The following is a 17,376-nucleotide window of genomic DNA, read 5'->3' on the forward strand; positions in this document are numbered from 1 at the left end:
AGTTCCGCCACAACCAACCATTAATAAATCCTTGGTTCTAACTTCTAATATTTGAAGCTTTTTGTCAAGCAAAAGACGTCTACTAGCGTTTTTTGTCTAAAAGCTTCTGAATATCTCCCATTATAACATCTGTGACCTCTTGAGATGAAGCCTTTCGCTCTCTTAATTCTGCCATTGGTACAGGTTTCCCATAGATGACGCGTAAAGGTTCTTTCCCCTTATATGAGCCAACAATAGCACAAGGGATCACAGTTGCTTCAGACCGAAGTGCGAAAAAACCAGCTCCAGCCAAACCTTTCTTTAATTCTCCGGTTTTACTCCTAGTCCCCTCTGGGAATAATCCTAAAACCTCATTATCTTCTAGAACACCCATGGCTTTACGTAGAGCCTGACGGTCTTTCATACCCCGCTTTACAGGAAAAGCATGAATACGTTTTAATAGCCCGCCAATAAATTTATTTTTAAACAATTCCTCTTTAGCCATAAAATAAATATCTCTAGGAGCAGTGATACCTACTACAATCGGATCAAAATTTGAAATATGATTTGAACATATTACAACCGGACCTTTTTCAGGAATGTTTTCCTTCCCCTCTACCTTGATTCGGTAGCGAGGATAAAAGATGGTGGCACAAATGGATCTGGCTATCTTATATAACGCCATTATTATTCACCTCTATCTAGTTTTTCGTGAACAACACGTAATATTTTTTCAGCCACTTCTGTAATAGATAAAGACGTGGTATCAATTTCAACTGCATCTTCTGCTTTCAAGAGAGGAGAAACTTCACGCTCTGAGTCTAATTTATCGCGTCTTCTGATCTCATCTTTTAACTTCTCCAAATCTGAAGAAAAACCTTTTTCGAGATTCTCTTTATGACGGCGTTCTGCGCGTTCTTGGACCGAAGCAATCAAAAAGATTTTCACTTCAGCATCCGGAATGACATGTGTGCCTATGTCACGACCATCCATCACCACGCCTCGCTTTAAAGCTAACTCTCTCTGTCGTTTAACCATTTCATGTCTAACTTCTCCATGCTTAGCTACAATGGATACCTGATTAGTTACTTGTTCAGTTCGGATATCAAGTGTTACTTCCTTACCATCTAATATAACTTTTTGACCCTCTACCGATTGCTGAAGGTCAATAGTCGTATCCTTAAGCAAATTCATTAAAGATGTTTCTTCCTCTAAAGAAACACCTTCTTTAATAGCTTTGTACGTCAGCGCACGGTACATAGCACCTGTATCTATATAAACATAGGTTAACTTCTCTGCTATAATCTTGGCGACTGTACTCTTACCAGCAGCCGCTGGCCCATCAATAGCTACTGCAATATTTTGTTTCAATATAATCCCTCTTTCACTTGCAAAAATACAATACGACTAACCATTTAAGTAAGGCTAGCTTCAAACGTTTTGAATTAACCCAAGGTAATAAAACGTTTCCTTGCGTTATGTAATGGTATAGTTATACTTCAAAAGGATAACACATCACCAAAGATGCGGTCTATTGTTTCTACGATATTGGTGTCGAGGCTTTTACCCACACCAAAATATTCATAGACTGGTTGTACATATAAAGAAAAATCGGTATATAGCATTAATGCCTGAAACATGACTAATAATACTGCGTGTACCAAAACAAGTGTACAAAGCCATTGTTCAAAACGTTTCATAGTATACAACCTCTTTTTAGCTAATAGCGTATCCTCTCTAATAAGCTTTATACGTTATCTTACTCTACTCCTCCTCCAAAGCAACTGACGTTCGAAACAAAAACGAATTAACACCTCTCTATCACGGTTATCAATCTGCATGAATTCAAGAGATAGTTGATCGCGATTTGTTGCTTTCTCCTGAAAAATTCGAACGATCCTTGAGATAGCTTTAATATAATGAGTCTCTCCTGAGGTAAGAGGAATAACAAACCATACCTCTAGGTGATCTTGCTCCTGTAATTGATGATATTCGGGCGGTATTACAGCCGCTCCTCCGCCACTAATATCAAGAGTTATGGTAGTAAAAGGCTCTTGACGTCCCGGAAGCCCTTGTACACTCACATCAACTGCTGTTTCCACCCTGACATATTGACGTCGTTGTATGCGGATCATTTTTTTCTTACCTGGATTATGTATAGCTAACACAGGAATTTGTAGCTTCTTACGTTCCTTAACTTCTGTGTTAAACATGTATATAGATTGATCTTCTCCTACAAACGTTACTTTAAACTGCGTACCCTCAAAGAAAAAGCCAGTCCTTCCAGTCTTTTCATTTACAGGATAATCAATGTAAAGCATTTGGTCATCTTGTTCTACGAGCTTGCAACGAAAAGTTTCTGGCTCTTCATCATTATCCTGATTTGGTTCAAGCGTTAATGACATTCCAATTTTTATCACTGTATGTTCCTCTCTCCCCTTAACATGGTCCTAAGGTCTCATATGTATATTATGTCAAAAAAACACAAAAAGGGAAAGATAGATCTCTACCTTTCCCAAAACTCTCCTATTCAAATTTCATTTCTGCTTGTTTTAGTTTCTCAACTTTTTCTTCAATACCATCGTTAGCATTAATGAATATCCGATAGGTACTTTCTCCTAAAGTTCCTAGGAATTCATAACACAAAACCTCTTCATTGAGGTCATTTTCAATTATGGCCATATGTTGTTCTTGTATTTTTACATTTGGATTCACATTGCTTCTTGCTTCTTCTTCAGAAATTTTCGGCTCTTTAATAGAACGCTTATGATGATTCATTAGAAAATCTCTTGCTGAAAGACCAAGGATATCCCCATTATCAAGAGCTACTTTTACTTGTAAGGAATCAGGATAAATACGGACATCATCTTGAATGTATAAGAAATTGTATACCCCTACTTGGTCGTATTGTGTGCTCTGGAAGTTCTCCATCCCCTTATATTTATACTTCTCTAGAAAGTTTTTCGCCTTTTCTGACCCCTCATATAGTCCTAACTCAGCTTCTTTAAGGTCTCTTTCAACTAATATACTTATTGGATGTCCACCTTTTACTGATATATCCATATACCCATTCTTCTTATCACTTCTATAGGAAAGACTGTATGTTGGAACTTCAGCACCTTTGCCACTCTTCGTCATTGTCACTTTAGCACCTTGAGGGATCTCAAAAATCTTTTTCGTTTTCTCTCTAGCTTTTTCTTCTGAGAGGTTCTCACCTTTTAGGAATTGATATTCATGGTTCTGTTGAGAGGCACCAGTAAAGGTAGGACCTAAATCACCTTCAGAATATCCTTCCATATTCTTTTCAACCGTTTTAAAACCATCAATAATCGTATTATCGGATTTTTCATCACTTGCTAGAGCTAGCTGTACATCCATCCAACGTAAGTTATCATTTAAAACCATGTATTGAACTTTGCGTAATTCTTTCTCAATTTTCCCTGACTGTTTGTACAAGTTCTCTAACAATTTAACTTCATCATCTGTTAAAGGATTTTTGTTCAAATCTCTGATTGCTGTACGATAAGTGAACTCCCCTATATCAGAAAGAAACTCTTCAGTCTTGTTAAAAGGGAGCAGGGCAAGGGGTAACTGGCCCACATCATTATGTGCTTCAGATGTAATCCTCCAAATATCGGCTAATTGAGGTGATAATTGTTTTTGTGAATTCATTGCTAAAACCGTTCCAATCTTATCGTGCAACAAATTCGTATGGTAAGACAAATCATGGAAAGCTCGTTGGTAGGAGTTCTCTGCTTGAACAAGTATAGCATTCTTCTCCTGGTGTTCCTGGTACCCCCAAACAGCAGTACCTGTAACTCCAACAGCTAACACACCAATAAGGAGCCAACGAATCATAACAGTTCCACCCTTTCTCTATTTAGCAAATATATGCTTGCCTATTTTTTTAATTTGCGGTCGACTCCAAATCCAGTCTGATGTAGCGGTATTTGGATTAAAATAATAGAGAGCATTCTGAGAAGGATCCCACCCGTTCATTGCATCCATAACCGCCTCCTTAGAAGTTTCATCTGGCTCAAGCCATATTTGACCATCACTAACAGCTGTAAAAGCCCTCGGCTCAAAGATGACCCCAGAAACACTATTTGGAAATGTAGAACTCTCCACCCTGTTTAAAATAACAGCAGCAACCGCTACTTGCCCCACATATGGTTCTCCCCGCGCTTCTCCATGAACCGCATTCGCCATGAGTTGAATATCATTTTGAGAATAACCAGTAGGAACGTTTACTGAAGTAGGTTCTGATGGTCCATCATCTTTCTTTTGATCTCCACCTTTTTGAGAAGGCTCATCTTGCTCATTTCTAGGAGTCCCCCCGTAGTAGGTGAAATCTTTTCCTGAATTAATCTGCCTTTTTACATACTGCTTATCATAATTAGTAGCATCAATTAATCTTTGTTTCGCTTCCTGTCCAGCCAACCCATCAACTTCTAAGCCGAATTCTTTCTGAAAGTTTCGGAGTGCCCAATATGTTCCCCAGCCAAAAACCCCATCAATGTTCCCTTCATAGAATCCTATATACTGAAGCCTTGCCTGTAATTCAATCACATCATCTCCGGTAGAACCTTTCTGCAAAATCCTTGGACTAAACGCATGAGATGTTTGATCAACACTAGATGATATGGAGATCGTTAGCATACAAACGATCAATAAAATAGAAACCACTCGCAACCATTTCATATCCCGTATATCCTCCTGAACTATAGTCTTATGATCTTTAGTTTCTGAATCTCTTTGGAAATTATACATGAAAGAAAAGCGCAGGCGGGGTGACTAGGGGCGTATGGATAAGCAAACTAACGGAAGTGGCGTTAAGCCACTGGAGTTAATTTGCTTATCTCACTAGCCCCTCCCCGCCGGAGCTAGACAGCAAGAAAAGCGCTGGCGGGGTAGTTTAAGTGGAAGTTCAGCTAAAACCGTCACGTCCTGTGACAACGCTGAACTGACCCACATCCTGTGGGCCCGCGTACGGATAAGACAGCCCATGGAAGTGAGCTTGCTCACTGTAATGGGATGACTTATCTCGCTAGCCTCTAAGCCCCAGGAGCTGGACAGTAAGAAAAGCGCAGGAGAGAAGAGGAACAATTCATGATCTAATAAAAAAACCGCTCCTATAAAGAAGCGGTTCTAAGCTTTCCATTTATTTTGTTCAATTGGAATTACATCAGCATGTACCATGTTTGCTTTTTTCACCTTTCTTAAAGCAATAAGCCATAATATGATCATAAATGGCGTCAAAGTATACTGCCATGTGGATTTCCAAATTTCTAAGATATAATCATATAATCCGTGAAGTAAAATAGGTGTTACTAGTGCAAGCCAAACAACATAGATTGAACTTTTTTTTCGATGGGTTTTCGCTTTCCCCAAATAATAACCCATCATTACTCCAAATAAAGCATGAGAAGAAACTGGGAAAAGAGCTCTTAAAAAAGCGACTTCTACACCATTGGCTAATAAATATAATATGTTCTCAACAGTAGCAAAGCCTAGGCTAATAGAAACACCATAAACGATCCCATCATAACGTCCTTCAAAATGGTCTTGCTTATAAACCGCATACATAAAAATAAACCATTTAAAGAATTCTTCTAATCCTCCGGATAGAAGGAACGATTTTGTAGCTGGATATTGTAATACGTCTTCCGTTTCAAAAGCGTACTGGATAAACATAATCGGAAACACTAATAACGATCCCATCACAAACGTTCTAAAAACAATTGAGAATGGCTTAGAGTCAAAACGGTCTTTCAAATAAAAAAACGACATGAGCGCAAAGCCCGGTGCCACTGCTGCTGAGAGTATTGTAAACACGACCGTTCCTCCTCTTTCAATTCAATCTATTTCATCGTATCATGAACATAATGGAAAGAAAATACTTGAAATAAGAAGGTGTTTATAGTGAAAAAGATTATAGTATTACATACAGGTGGAACAATCTCCATGAAAGAAGATAAAGATACAGGGACAGTGGCGCCAGACGTAGATCACCCTCTATATGAAATGCTCCCTTCATTGGCTACATACGCAGATATTGAAGACGAAGTAGTCTTCCATTTACCCTCTCCCCATATGACGCCTTCACACATGTTAACTTTAGGACAAAGAATACATGAACGATTGGCTACAGAGCAAATAGATGGTATCGTTATTACCCATGGAACAGACACTCTAGAAGAGACAGCTTACTTCTTGGATTTATACTTACAAACAAGGAAGCCGATCATCGTTACTGGAGCTATGCGTTCATCTAATGAGATTGGTTCAGACGGCCTTTACAACTTATTAACGTCCGTGCGAGTTGCCTGCTCTGATGAAGCACAAGATAAAGGTGTTCTAGTCGTAATGAATGATGAAATTCATAGTGCTAAAAACGTCACAAAAACATCAACTAGTAATGTCGCCACTTTTCAAAGTCCTCAGTACGGACCAATAGGCATCGTTACTAAAACGGGAATTATGTTCCATCATACTTTAACTTCGCATGAGTCTTATCCGATTCAACAGATTCAAAAGCGCGTAACCCTTATAAAAACATATGCTGGAATGGACTCAGAAACAGTGGAAGCTATTCGACAAACTAAACCAGACGGACTAGTCATCGAAGCACTAGGCCAGGGAAATGTACCACCTCAAATTGTAGATCCTTTAAAACTACTAATTGAAGACAAAATTCCTGTAGTCCTTGTATCACGATGTTACCAAGGTATAGCTCAAGATGTTTATAGTTATGAAGGCGGCGGGCGCAAACTGAAAGAAATGGGGGTTGTATTCTCAAACGGCCTCACAGGTCCAAAAGCTCGTATTAAACTTATGATCGCTTTGGAAATGACCCAAAACCCTTCAGAACTCGTCCATATCTTCGCCTAATTCGCATTGGTTACTAGAATAAATTTCCTCATTACATAAAAAAGGTTCTACGCACATAATTGCGTAGAACCTTTTCTCATATTTACTTCTGGCCACAAATCGCTTCAGCAATATACTCACCATGATGACGGCCGTTCTCAATAAAAATTTCATTATTATTATAACCCGCAGCAATCACTCCAGCTATATATATACCATTAACATTGGTTTCCATTGTATCTTTGTCAAAAGTAGGTCGACCCGTATCAACTTCAATCTCAATTCCCATCTTTCGTAAGAAACTATGGTCAGGGTGATATCCAGTCATTGCAAAAACAAAGTCATTTTCCACTTCCTTCATTTCACCATGAACCTCATAGTACACTTTATCATAGGTAATTTCAGTGATATTAGCATTAAATTCCATTTCAATTACCTCTTTATTGACTAGTGCTTCAAATTCCGGAAGAATCCATGGCTTCACACTCTTGGAATAGTCCGATTGACGGTACAGGACGGTAACATTCGCACCGGCTTTCACCAGTTCCAATGTTGCATCGACAGCAGAGTTCTTCCCTCCTATCACTACAACATTTTTATCGAAATAAGGGTGAGATTCCTTGAAGTAATGACTCACTTTGTCTAATGTTTCACCTGGTACTCCCATGTGATTTGGGTGATCATAATATCCTGTCGCTATGACGATCTGATTAGCTTGATACGTTACTTCCTCACCATTGTTTCGCACTGAACACACGGTAAAGTTGCCATTATCCTTAGTAACGCTTGTTACTTTTTCATAAGCATTCACCCTAAGATTCTTTCGCTTTGCAACAGCACGATAATACGCAAGAGCTTGGTTACGTACTGGCTTTTTCATTTCTGTTATAAAAGGCATTTGACCAATTTCTAATTTTTCACTTGAACTGAAAAAGGTTTGATGGGTTGGATAGTTATAGATTGCATTGACTACATTTCCTTTTTCGATGATAAGAGGATTAAGACCTCTTTCTTGGAGTTCAATCGCAGCCGATAAACCACACGGCCCTGCTCCTACAATAATTACATCTTCCTTCTGCAAATCTCCTTCACTCCTCTATAACAACACATATCACTATTCATAAGTATCATTTTTCTATATTTTAATGTATAACATGTTCTTTAAAAATAGGCTCTGTAACATTATCAGAGCCCAAAACAAAAAACATCTCCTACCCACATAATGATAGGAGATGCTTGCAAAAGATTCAACCTATATCCATCCACGGAAGCGCGAAGCCTCTGCCATTTTACGTACACCAACCATGTAAGAGGCCAATCGCATATCAATACGACGAGTTTCTGCAGTATTATATACGGCATTGAAGCCCTTAACAATCACTTTATGAAGCTTTTCTTCAACTTCTTCTTCAGTCCAGTAATAACCTTGGTTGTTCTGCACCCATTCGAAGTATGAAACCGTTACTCCCCCAGATGATGCTAATACATCAGGAACTAATAAAATTCCCCGCTCGGATAAAATACGCGTTCCATCTAGTGTAGTTGGTCCATTCGCAGCTTCTACAACAATGCTCGCTTTAATATTAGCTGCATTTTCTTCGGTAATTTGATTCTCAATGGCTGCAGGAACCAAAATATCACAATCTAACTCTAAAAGCTGCTCATTGGTAATTGTATTCTTAAATAGATTAGTAACCGTTCCGAAACTATCTCGACGATCTAGAAGATAGTCAATATCAAGTCCTTCCGGGTCATGAAGAGCGCCTTGCGCATCAGAAATCCCAATTACTTTTGCACCTTTATCATGCATAAACTTAGCTAAGAAGCTACCTGCGTTACCAAAGCCTTGAATGACAACACGAGCTCCCTTTATATCAATATCTTTCTTTTTAGCAGCTTCTTCAATACAAATTGTAACACCTTTAGCCGTCGCAGACTCACGACCGTGAGAGCCACCTAATACAAGAGGTTTTCCAGTAATAAATCCAGGGTTATTAAATTCATCAATTCGGCTATATTCATCCATCATCCATGCCATTATTTGTGAATTTGTGAACACATCAGGAGCAGGAATATCCTTTGTAGGACCTACAATTTGACTTATAGCTCGTACATAACCGCGACTAAGCCCCTCTAGTTCTCGGAAAGACATTTCTCGTGGATCGCATACAATTCCGCCTTTTCCTCCACCGTACGGAAGGTCAACAATACCAGCCTTTAAGCTCATCCATATTGATAAAGCTTTAACTTCTTTCTCTGTAACGCTTGGGTGGAATCTTACGCCACCTTTTGTAGGCCCCACTGCGTCATTGTGTTGAGCTCGATAACCTGTAAAGATCTTAATTGACCCATCATCCATTCGCACTGGAATTCGAACTGTCATCATTCTTACAGGTTCTTTGAGCAATTCAAACACTTCGGATGGGTACCCTAATTTATCAAGTGCCTTATTAACCACAGTTTGAGTTGATTTTAATACGTCTAATTTGTCATGATTTTCATTCGCAGAATCTGCTGCTTTGTCGGCTACCATGAACTTACCTCCCATGAAAATTCGGTTCAGTCAATGTACATTCCATTTCTTCAGAAATTAGTATACAACTTCTCAGGCTTTATGGAAACACGAAAATACATATTTTGATGAAAACTAAACCTTTTATAATGTAAGCGATTTCATTATAAAGGGGTTTGCGAATTCTTGCAATTCTTCACCCCTGTATTTACTATTCTTTTTTATCGTAACATGTTCATAGAAATCCTTCTAATATTAACATAAATATTTTCACTATATTTAGAAATGCTTTAAGAGTTTATATGTATAAGGCTTATTCACAAAAAAAAGATCGTCCGTTTTAGTGGACCGATCTCTTCTTTACTGAAAATAGGTTGTAATCTCCTGAATTGCATTCCCATCCAAAATTGTTTTTCCATACTCATTTAAACGGTAACTAGTAACTGTACTTGGTGAGCCAAATTCAGAAAGAATAGCAATCAAGTCTTCACGGTTCAACTCAGTCATATCTTCATCAGAAAGTTGCATATAGTAGTGGTCCATATAGTATACCGATCCACCTTTAATGCCTAATTGAAGTAAGTGTTGAGCTACTTGAATTATGTCTTCAAATGCATGGAAGTTGAACATCATTTCTTTACTCTCATCAAGTGTTACTTTCATTTCAATATAGTCTTCATCATAATTTTCATTCGTTTGATCACTTTGAGTAACCACAATGAGCATGCCCTGAGCCTGCATCAGGTATACCTGAACTTGGAGCATCCCTTCTAGCTCAATTCCTAATTCATCTGTGGCCTCGAACATCATGTCATGAAATAATGCGTGAACAGCAGGTAGGTCTTGCCACAGATCCTCTCGCGATATTCCACGATCAAGTAAGTCATCAAACGTTAGAAATATTTTAAATTTATTATTAGATAGCCTTTCAAGACGCATTCACTCGTCCCCCTTTGAATGCATGTGCGATGCCTTACCTTAGTATATGTTTTTTTTATAAGTTTGGTACTATTTTTAAAGTATAAATTGGAATGGGCATAGCTACAAGAATTTTATTGAATTCACGCTGTTTAGAAAGCAAAAGACTCGCGCCTCAACGCGAGTCTTAAGAATGATTGGACAACCACTCTGACCAATCCGAACTATTGCTACCTATGATGTAAGGTTGTATGGGATCTTTATCCTTGGGCGGCAAGGTATCTAATGCGTAGCCACCAAGACCGATTGCCAAGTCTGGATAGCGTTCTTTTAAAGCATCAGCTATGTGAACTGTTGCAGGAATATTTTTCTTCATCGTACAAGACATAAACAAATACTTAGGCTGTAATTCATTCACAATCACTTCAACATCACCTGGGGCGATACTTTGACCTAAATAAACTACATCATAACCTTGTCTTTTTAGATAGAGACTATATATTAATATACCTAATTCATGCTTCTCATTAGGGCCACAGACACATACAGCTTTCGGCTGCATATGATTAACTGGCATTGAAATCAACATCATTCCTAATCTGGAGCGAAGAAAGTTACTTGCAAAATGTTCATGTACACTAGATATATCATTTGCTTCCCACAGGTCCCCAATCTTAACTAGTATAGGACCAACTACATCAATCGCTACTTTTTCAGGTGAGAAAATACTAAATGCATGATCTAGTTTCATCTGAGCTTCTCGTTCATTAAACTGTAACAAGGCATCTAATAATTCATCAGACAAAGCTTCAACGTGACTTTCTTTTGAAGATACATTTTCTTCTTCGACGTTAGATTGAGCGTTTTGGTTGTTTTCAAGCAAAGAAACCGCTTGAGATATAGTAAAGCCTCTATTCACTTTATCTATTAACCACTTTAATACTTTAATATGTTCATCCGTATACAATCGATGACCAGCCTCATTACGTGTCGGGCGTATCATTTTATACCTACGTTCCCATGCACGTAGTGTTCCTGATTGAATTCCGAGCATTGTAGAAACGGCTTTGATGTTGTATTTACCTTGAGTGCTGGACATACCTTATCCCCCATAAAACTATTTGCTCCTATTATAAAAAAGAAACCGCTTTGTGTAAACTATGTATGGGTTTTGGATATGCTTTGCACAAATTATTTTGGAGTTCTTACAAAGACCGTCTCCTAACCGTCTCTCTTTTGTTCTTTTTTCTCTCCATAGAAAGAATACCATAGATAACTGACATACAGAAAACGATGGCAACAACTTTTATAGAAAAAATGACCAGCACAGCAGGACTTAGCCACCCTATCAAAGATAAAACTTTCACTTCTGAACGAACGTTCGTTTGTACTACAGCTTGAAACAACAAGCCATGGTTTATACAAGCTACAAGTAAACATAAGCTTCCAAACAAGAAATCCACCGGGGCCAAAATGGCGAGCAACAAAAAATCTGATGAGAGCGGTACTCTAGCAAACGGAAGCCAGTATATAGCGAAAAAGGTTGCAAACCAAGCCACACCGCTAATAATGAAAGCACTGAACAATAAAAACCCCTCCCCCACCCATTATATGGATGTGAGGATGGGTCTAGTCCTTATTAGTCTTCTTTAATATCAAGTATTCTGAAGCCAGAACGTTCTAGTTTTTTAGCAAATTTGTCGATATTATCTTTCTTTTCAATTTTCAACACAATTCTTCTTGTAAGTTTAGCTGTTTCATCAAAAGTAGCCAGAGAAATAATATTTTCATGATATTGCTTAACAATTTCAGCTAAACGAGCGATGCGGCCTTCAGATTCCTCGGAAGTAAAAGCAATTCTAACACCTTTTTTCTTCATACCAAATGCACTTTCAAACTGCTCTAAAACATCATAACGTGTAACGATACCTAAGAATCTTCGATTATTCCCAATTACGGCAACTATAGAAAACCCCTTGAAAGTTGTTAGTGTTTGTTCAAACACATCATTCTCTGTTATGAAGAGATCCTCATATGCCATCACATCCCCAACTTTTCGTTCAGCCAAAAAGGTATCTTTTGTCATTCCGCTTTCGAAGAAATTCTTATAGATCAGTTCTTTTGAAACCATTCCTTTAAAAATACCCTCCACTACAACAGGCATACCTTGAATATCATTTTGATTAAGCCTATCAATTACTTCATTTAACGGTGTTTCTACAGACGCCGTCCAACACTCATGAGCATCTTTCATAATTCCCTTTACAAACATCGCCTTCACCTCAATTTATGTATTTATAAGATGGTGCCTTTCAATATTTAATTCGATTAAAAAAACAAAAACCCTTCTTCGAGGTGAGGATTAAACTTGTAATAGGATAAGGTTTAACAAAATATCCATAAGTAGTAATGGTATCAACTTTAGTTCAACAGGAAGGAGAAACGAAGATGTTCACTCAAGTGAAGTACTATCAGCCCTATAATAGCCCAAATGATCCATGTCCGCCCGTTCGTGTAAAAAGCTATCAAACACCACCTCAACTTTATATCGGGTTTCAACCCCCAAATTTACAGCAATTCAGCCCTAAACAAGCACTTTATTGCGGCACCCTATGGCCGGCATTTTACAGTCCATATCCAGATCCTGACGGGAGGATTGATGACAAATGAACCAGCCCCTCCCCCCTGCCTACTATGAACTGCTAGAGGAAATTCAAGCTGTAGATTTTGTTTTAGTAGAACTAACTTTATATTTAGACACCCACCCTGAAGATTATGAAGCGATTACCCAATTCAATCAGTATGCTCAACAAAGCAAGAAGCTTAAGAAGCAATACGAAAAGCAATACGGACCTCTGCGACAATATGGGGAAAGTTACTCAGGATATCCTTGGAATTGGAACAATGCACCTTGGCCATGGCAAGTGTAAAAGGAGGTAAAGTATGTGGTATTATGAGAAAAAACTACAGTATCCTGTTAGGGTAAGTTCCTGTAACCCGCAACTTGCAAAATATTTAATTGAACAATATGGGGGAGCTGATGGAGAGCTTTCCGCAGCTCTAAGATATTTAAATCAGCGATACACCATCCCTGATAAAGTTGTAGGACTTCTAACTGATATCGGTACAGAAGAATTCGCCCATCTGGAAATGATTGCAACTATGGTGTATAAACTAACAAAAGACGCAACACCAGAGCAAATGAAAGCTGCTGGTCTTGGTGCCCATTACGCTAATCATGAGCATGCTCTATATTATGAAAATGCCGCCGGTTCGGCGTGGACCGCCACGTACATTGCCGCTAAAGGTGACCCTATTGCGGACTTATATGAGGATATTGCCGCAGAGGAAAAAGCACGTGCTACTTATCAATGGATCATTAATTTATCCGATGACCCTGACTTAAATGATGGTCTGAAATATTTAAGGGAAAGGGAAATAATACACTCACAACGTTTTCGAGAAGCAGTTGAGATTCTAAAAGAAGAACGAGATCGCAAAATCTTTTTTTAACAAGGTTGTTATCTAAGGTTTACTTCACAATTAAAAAAGAGGTTTAGAGTCAACAACTCTAACCTCTTTTTTTAAGTTCATTTGAATTTACAAATAATATAAAGGAAGAAGAAGTATCAAAACAACAAATAGAAAAACTAATAAGCGGATGAATGGATATTTAATTTTCCATTTCATTTTAGTTTGCTTACCCTTATGTACTTCACTTCTAGATGGAAGACTAGAAATGAGTTCACCTAATTCCCCTTGATTAGGTTCTTTCAACAAACTTCTCTCGTCATCTTGCATTCTTCGTCGCAAATCCTTCGCTTGGTCGTTGTTACTATAGGGTTCTTCCATTGTTCGTCACCTCAGTATACGATATCGAATCATGATTCCTAACACGAGATCAATCATAAAATGGGCAAATATTGTGACCCACAAATTACTTGTAATTTCATACATCCATCCAATATAAAAACTAATTGCAATAACCGAAATAAACAAAACAGGTTTGGTCAAATAGCGAATGTGTACGAGCGCAAATGATATACTAGCAGCTAAATAACCATATTCTGTTTGAATCACACCCCGAAATAGCATTTCCTCAGCAAAAGCCACAAAAAATGTCAATCCAACAATCTCTAATACAGGGAGGTTTCTGAAAACTTTTTCATTTATTCCACCGTCGTCGTAAAAACGTTTTGGCATAACGGTCATGAGCAATATGTCTAAGCTTAATATAAGAAGAGCAGCTGATCCACCATAATATAAAATACCTTTCATGTCCCAGGTAAATAAATCATACCAATCTTTTACGGAATCAAATAAAAACCAACTAGACATTAGAGAAATGACTAAAATGAATACTTGAGTGATATAGAGTTGAGTTACGACTTGGCGATCCGTCATTTTTTTTATTAATTCAGCTTGATTCATTCAGACCCCCCTTGTAAAAAAATCTTCTGGAGTTCTTCTTCCCAATTTAACAACTCCGTTCGCTTATCAGTGTTGCTTGTTGTCCATAAATCAAATGCAAAATCACAGCGGTCGCAACAAAAACCAGTGGGCTCTTTTAATGAGGCTTGGAATGAACTATATAAGGTTGACCTCAAACATTTTTCTGAGTGCACCCAATGTAAAAGTTCTGCTAATTTATTCTGTTTGATCACCGTTCTTTCTTGAATAAAGGTAAGGATCGAATAGTAGGCCTCTTTCCAGCCTTGATGTTTTAGAATATTTTTCCCTTTAGTAAGGCCATGCTTCTCAAATTGATAAGATAAAAAGCGCCATTGAACCTCACTGAGTTGCAATGTTTCCTCTATATCCTCTGGTCGAGTAGGAATGTACATACCTTTATTGGATAATGATTGTAGGTAACGCATTGCATTAGAAACCATTTCTTCAGAAGGAAGTTCTGTCTCAATAAAACGCTTCGGAATTTCGCCATCCCCCGGGCTATATAACGTTAAGCTAACACTTTGTAATCCATCTCGTCCTGCGCGACCTATCTCTTGCAAAAAAGATTCAACCTGCGATGGTATATGAGCATGTACAACAAGCCGGATATTTCCTTTGTTAACACCCATACCAAAGGCACTGGTGCAACAAATAACATCTAATTGATTATTCATAAATTGCTGTTGAATCAGCAAACGGTCTACCTGATCCATTCCACCATGATAATAAGCAATCCTCATCCCTTCCACACGTTGATTTAATTCATGAGCCGCTTTTTCTGTCCACTGACGACTCGAAAAATAAATCATAGTCGGTACTGAATGTGTATTTAATATAGCAGCTAAACGTTGTATCTTCTCTTCCATACCAGCAACGTGTTCTACTGTAAACGCGATGTTTTCCCTATCCATGGGGTAAATGTGTTTACGCATATCTGGCCGGTCCATTTGTTTCACAATGTCATCTTGGACATGCACTGGAGCGGTGGCACTTAATGCCAATACAGTTGGTTCTTTTAACTCCTTTAGTGTTTCATCCAATTTTAAATAGTCCGTACGAAACTCATGCCCCCATTGTGATATGCAATGCGCCTCATCCACTACTAGTAACGAAACAGAAACTTTCTCTTTTAAAACCTGTAAAAACTGGTCATTTTGTAGCATCTCTGGTGAGCAATAAACTAATTTATATTGATCTATATGAGTATACACTTGTTGCTTTTGTTGTGGGTTTAGAAAACTGTTTACTGCTACAACGCGTTTCATACCTTGTTGTTTTAACTGCTTTACTTGGTCAATCATTAATGAAATCAGTGGACTTACTACGATTACAGTTCCCTCTAACAGAAGAGATGGCAATTGATAACACATCGATTTACCAGTTCCAGTAGGTAAGATGCCTAATACATCATTTCCCTTTAATAAATCCTCGATAATCTCTCTTTGACCTTCTCTAAATTGTTCGTATCCAAAGTAATTATGCAGTAGCTTCTCAAGTGTTCCCTCGTCCATTATTTGACACTCCTTGTGAGGCCGCTAACACGAGCCTAATTTCAAAATAAGAGTAATCTCCACTTAGCTCATCCCGAATTGTTTTCAAGCGGTTCGTGTTTAATACACTTGCTGTGTGGGAAATGTTCTGTGCCGCTTCTTTTGTGACATATTGATCAATTTGAAAACGCGGGTTCACTAGAGCAATTTCAACAATATGATCTTGAATAGTACTCATCTTTAGTTTACGAATCCTTGCTATTTTCTCAAGGGTATAGCCTTTCTCAATCCAATCAAAAGTTTTTTGAGCAGAGTGAGTAAGTGGTAGTGTCACTTGAAGGTCTTCACACATTTGAAATAAGTAAGGGTAAGTTCTTTGGTCTTCCAAAACACTCTGTAACAAATAATGAATAACAGCCTGTAGGGTAATTGTGACGTCATGAACAGAAAGGTTGTAGTGTAAAGCCAACTGATCTTTACTCATTCCATAGCGATGGTAAGCAGATAAACGATAGGTTGTAAGTTCAGCAACCCATTCAGGCATACCTTTCAAAAGAACATGTAGTTCAGAATATAGGTGCTGTAAGTATTCACGAAGGTTGGATTGTTCATATCGATACTTTACTTTTACCCAATTCAAAACTTCTTTTCGTTCGTCAACTGGAATAAATTGATGCTGACCAGAAGCGATATTAGAGGCTGTCTGTACGAATACTACTAAACGACCCCAAAATTGCTGGTCCATATGCTGATATGCAGTACCATTCAGCCAAGCTAAGGGTGTATGTTCAATTGGTTCTTTGTTGAGTTCTTTTAAACCATATTCTGTCAAACGTATTTCTCGCTCTCTAATTGCAATATACTGAAGCGCCTTTAATTTTTTTAATTCATTCATTAAATCATCACGAGTAATCGTCCGATGTATTCCAAAAAAAGTTGATAGATGGTATGCATAAACGTCCTGAAATGTTTGTGAAGATTTTTTACCTGTTAGCATGTGTAAAATCGCAGAGGCACTTCTTTCACCTTGTAATTGTTGAATGCTGTGAAGTAATAAAGTGTTAAACATGAGATCCCCTTTCTCTCCCCTTCAGAAAGCTATATGAAGGGTCACGTCCAGCTTAGATTGCATGGTGAAATCGCCGATTTTTAGTT

21 protein-coding genes are annotated in these 17,376 nt (G+C 38.1%); 4 read left to right on the plus strand and 17 right to left on the minus strand.

What is annotated here, in order from left to right; genetic code table 11:
• Positions 1–82: 82 nt before the first annotated feature.
• The 7 genes from IMZ31_RS10185 to prsW form a co-directional block, all read right to left on the minus strand.
• Positions 83–664, minus strand: coding sequence for a lysophospholipid acyltransferase family protein (locus tag IMZ31_RS10185; protein WP_036779451.1), 582 nt, complete (start codon positions 662–664; stop codon positions 83–85).
• A gap of 2 nt (positions 665–666) precedes the next feature.
• Positions 667–1,350, minus strand: coding sequence for a (d)CMP kinase (gene cmk / locus IMZ31_RS10190; RefSeq protein ID WP_207527277.1), 684 nt, complete (start codon positions 1,348–1,350; stop codon positions 667–669).
• A 128-nt stretch (positions 1,351–1,478) separates the two neighbouring features.
• The gene (locus IMZ31_RS10195) at positions 1,479–1,679 is read right to left on the minus strand and encodes a DUF5359 family protein (protein WP_207527278.1); all 201 of its coding nucleotides are present in this window, start codon (positions 1,677–1,679) and stop codon (positions 1,479–1,481) included.
• A gap of 54 nt (positions 1,680–1,733) precedes the next feature.
• Positions 1,734–2,399: a flagellar brake protein gene (locus tag IMZ31_RS10200; RefSeq protein WP_207527279.1), complete on the minus strand. Its 666-nt coding sequence runs from the start codon at positions 2,397–2,399 to the stop codon at positions 1,734–1,736.
• 106 nt (positions 2,400–2,505) lie between these two features.
• A complete protein-coding gene (ypeB, locus tag IMZ31_RS10205) occupies positions 2,506–3,837 on the minus strand; it encodes a germination protein YpeB (RefSeq protein WP_207527280.1) in 1,332 nt (443 codons plus the stop codon).
• 18 nt (positions 3,838–3,855) lie between these two features.
• Positions 3,856–4,680 carry a spore cortex-lytic enzyme gene (gene sleB / locus IMZ31_RS10210; RefSeq protein ID WP_207527281.1) on the minus strand — a complete coding sequence of 275 codons (825 nt, stop codon included), beginning with the start codon at positions 4,678–4,680 and terminating at the stop codon, positions 3,856–3,858.
• A gap of 447 nt (positions 4,681–5,127) precedes the next feature.
• Positions 5,128–5,814 carry a glutamic-type intramembrane protease PrsW gene (gene prsW / locus IMZ31_RS10215; RefSeq protein WP_207527282.1) on the minus strand — a complete coding sequence of 229 codons (687 nt, stop codon included), beginning with the start codon at positions 5,812–5,814 and terminating at the stop codon, positions 5,128–5,130.
• Positions 5,815–5,901: 87 nt separating this feature from the next.
• Between prsW and IMZ31_RS10220 the strand changes: the two genes are divergently transcribed.
• Positions 5,902–6,870, plus strand: coding sequence for an asparaginase (locus tag IMZ31_RS10220; protein ID WP_207527283.1), 969 nt, complete (start codon positions 5,902–5,904; stop codon positions 6,868–6,870).
• 82 nt (positions 6,871–6,952) lie between these two features.
• Here IMZ31_RS10220 and IMZ31_RS10225 read toward each other — a convergent pair whose 3' ends face one another.
• From IMZ31_RS10225 to IMZ31_RS10250, 6 genes are all read right to left on the minus strand, one after another.
• Complete coding sequence (locus tag IMZ31_RS10225) at positions 6,953–7,930, minus strand: YpdA family putative bacillithiol disulfide reductase (protein WP_207527284.1); 978 nt, start codon at positions 7,928–7,930, stop codon at positions 6,953–6,955.
• Positions 7,931–8,101: 171 nt separating this feature from the next.
• Positions 8,102–9,382 (minus strand): Glu/Leu/Phe/Val family dehydrogenase, encoded by a 1,281-nt coding sequence (locus tag IMZ31_RS10230; protein ID WP_207527285.1) that lies wholly within the window; start codon positions 9,380–9,382, stop codon positions 8,102–8,104.
• Between the two features lie 339 nt (positions 9,383–9,721).
• Positions 9,722–10,300 carry a genetic competence negative regulator gene (locus tag IMZ31_RS10235; protein WP_207527286.1) on the minus strand — a complete coding sequence of 193 codons (579 nt, stop codon included), beginning with the start codon at positions 10,298–10,300 and terminating at the stop codon, positions 9,722–9,724.
• A gap of 166 nt (positions 10,301–10,466) precedes the next feature.
• Positions 10,467–11,378: a MerR family transcriptional regulator gene (locus IMZ31_RS10240; RefSeq protein ID WP_207527287.1), complete on the minus strand. Its 912-nt coding sequence runs from the start codon at positions 11,376–11,378 to the stop codon at positions 10,467–10,469.
• Positions 11,379–11,484: 106 nt separating this feature from the next.
• On the minus strand, positions 11,485–11,865 hold the full coding sequence (locus IMZ31_RS10245; RefSeq protein WP_207527288.1) for a hypothetical protein: 381 nt from the start codon (positions 11,863–11,865) through the stop codon (positions 11,485–11,487).
• A 53-nt stretch (positions 11,866–11,918) separates the two neighbouring features.
• Positions 11,919–12,551: a CBS domain-containing protein gene (locus IMZ31_RS10250; protein ID WP_207527289.1), complete on the minus strand. Its 633-nt coding sequence runs from the start codon at positions 12,549–12,551 to the stop codon at positions 11,919–11,921.
• 176 nt (positions 12,552–12,727) lie between these two features.
• Here IMZ31_RS10250 and IMZ31_RS10255 point away from each other — a divergent pair, with 176 nt between their 5' ends.
• Genes IMZ31_RS10255 through IMZ31_RS10265 form a run of 3 tightly spaced genes read left to right on the plus strand, consistent with a single transcriptional unit; the run spans position 12,728 to position 13,792 of the window.
• Positions 12,728–12,949: a spore coat associated protein CotJA gene (locus tag IMZ31_RS10255; protein WP_207527290.1), complete on the plus strand. Its 222-nt coding sequence runs from the start codon at positions 12,728–12,730 to the stop codon at positions 12,947–12,949.
• On the plus strand, positions 12,946–13,209 hold the full coding sequence (locus IMZ31_RS10260; protein WP_207527291.1) for a spore coat protein CotJB: 264 nt from the start codon (positions 12,946–12,948) through the stop codon (positions 13,207–13,209). Before IMZ31_RS10255 ends, IMZ31_RS10260 begins: the two co-directional genes overlap by 4 nt.
• Positions 13,210–13,222: 13 nt before the next feature.
• Entirely contained in the window at positions 13,223–13,792 is a 570-nt protein-coding gene (locus tag IMZ31_RS10265; protein ID WP_188650352.1) for a manganese catalase family protein, read from the plus strand.
• Positions 13,793–13,879: 87 nt separating this feature from the next.
• On the opposite strand, the gene IMZ31_RS10270 is transcribed toward IMZ31_RS10265, so the two are convergent.
• Genes IMZ31_RS10270 through IMZ31_RS10285 form a run of 4 tightly spaced genes read right to left on the minus strand, consistent with a single transcriptional unit; the run spans position 13,880 to position 17,290 of the window.
• Positions 13,880–14,131 (minus strand): hypothetical protein, encoded by a 252-nt coding sequence (locus IMZ31_RS10270; RefSeq protein ID WP_207527292.1) that lies wholly within the window; start codon positions 14,129–14,131, stop codon positions 13,880–13,882.
• 6 nt (positions 14,132–14,137) lie between these two features.
• The gene (locus tag IMZ31_RS10275) at positions 14,138–14,710 is read right to left on the minus strand and encodes a CPBP family intramembrane glutamic endopeptidase (RefSeq protein WP_207527293.1); all 573 of its coding nucleotides are present in this window, start codon (positions 14,708–14,710) and stop codon (positions 14,138–14,140) included.
• Positions 14,707–16,242: a RecQ family ATP-dependent DNA helicase gene (locus tag IMZ31_RS10280; protein WP_207527294.1), complete on the minus strand. Its 1,536-nt coding sequence runs from the start codon at positions 16,240–16,242 to the stop codon at positions 14,707–14,709. Before IMZ31_RS10280 ends, IMZ31_RS10275 begins: the two co-directional genes overlap by 4 nt.
• Positions 16,223–17,290, minus strand: coding sequence for a YpbB family protein (locus tag IMZ31_RS10285; protein WP_207527295.1), 1,068 nt, complete (start codon positions 17,288–17,290; stop codon positions 16,223–16,225). Before IMZ31_RS10285 ends, IMZ31_RS10280 begins: the two co-directional genes overlap by 20 nt.
• Positions 17,291–17,376 lie beyond the last annotated feature (86 nt).

The sequence above is a fragment of the Pontibacillus sp. ALD_SL1 genome (assembly GCF_017355605.1).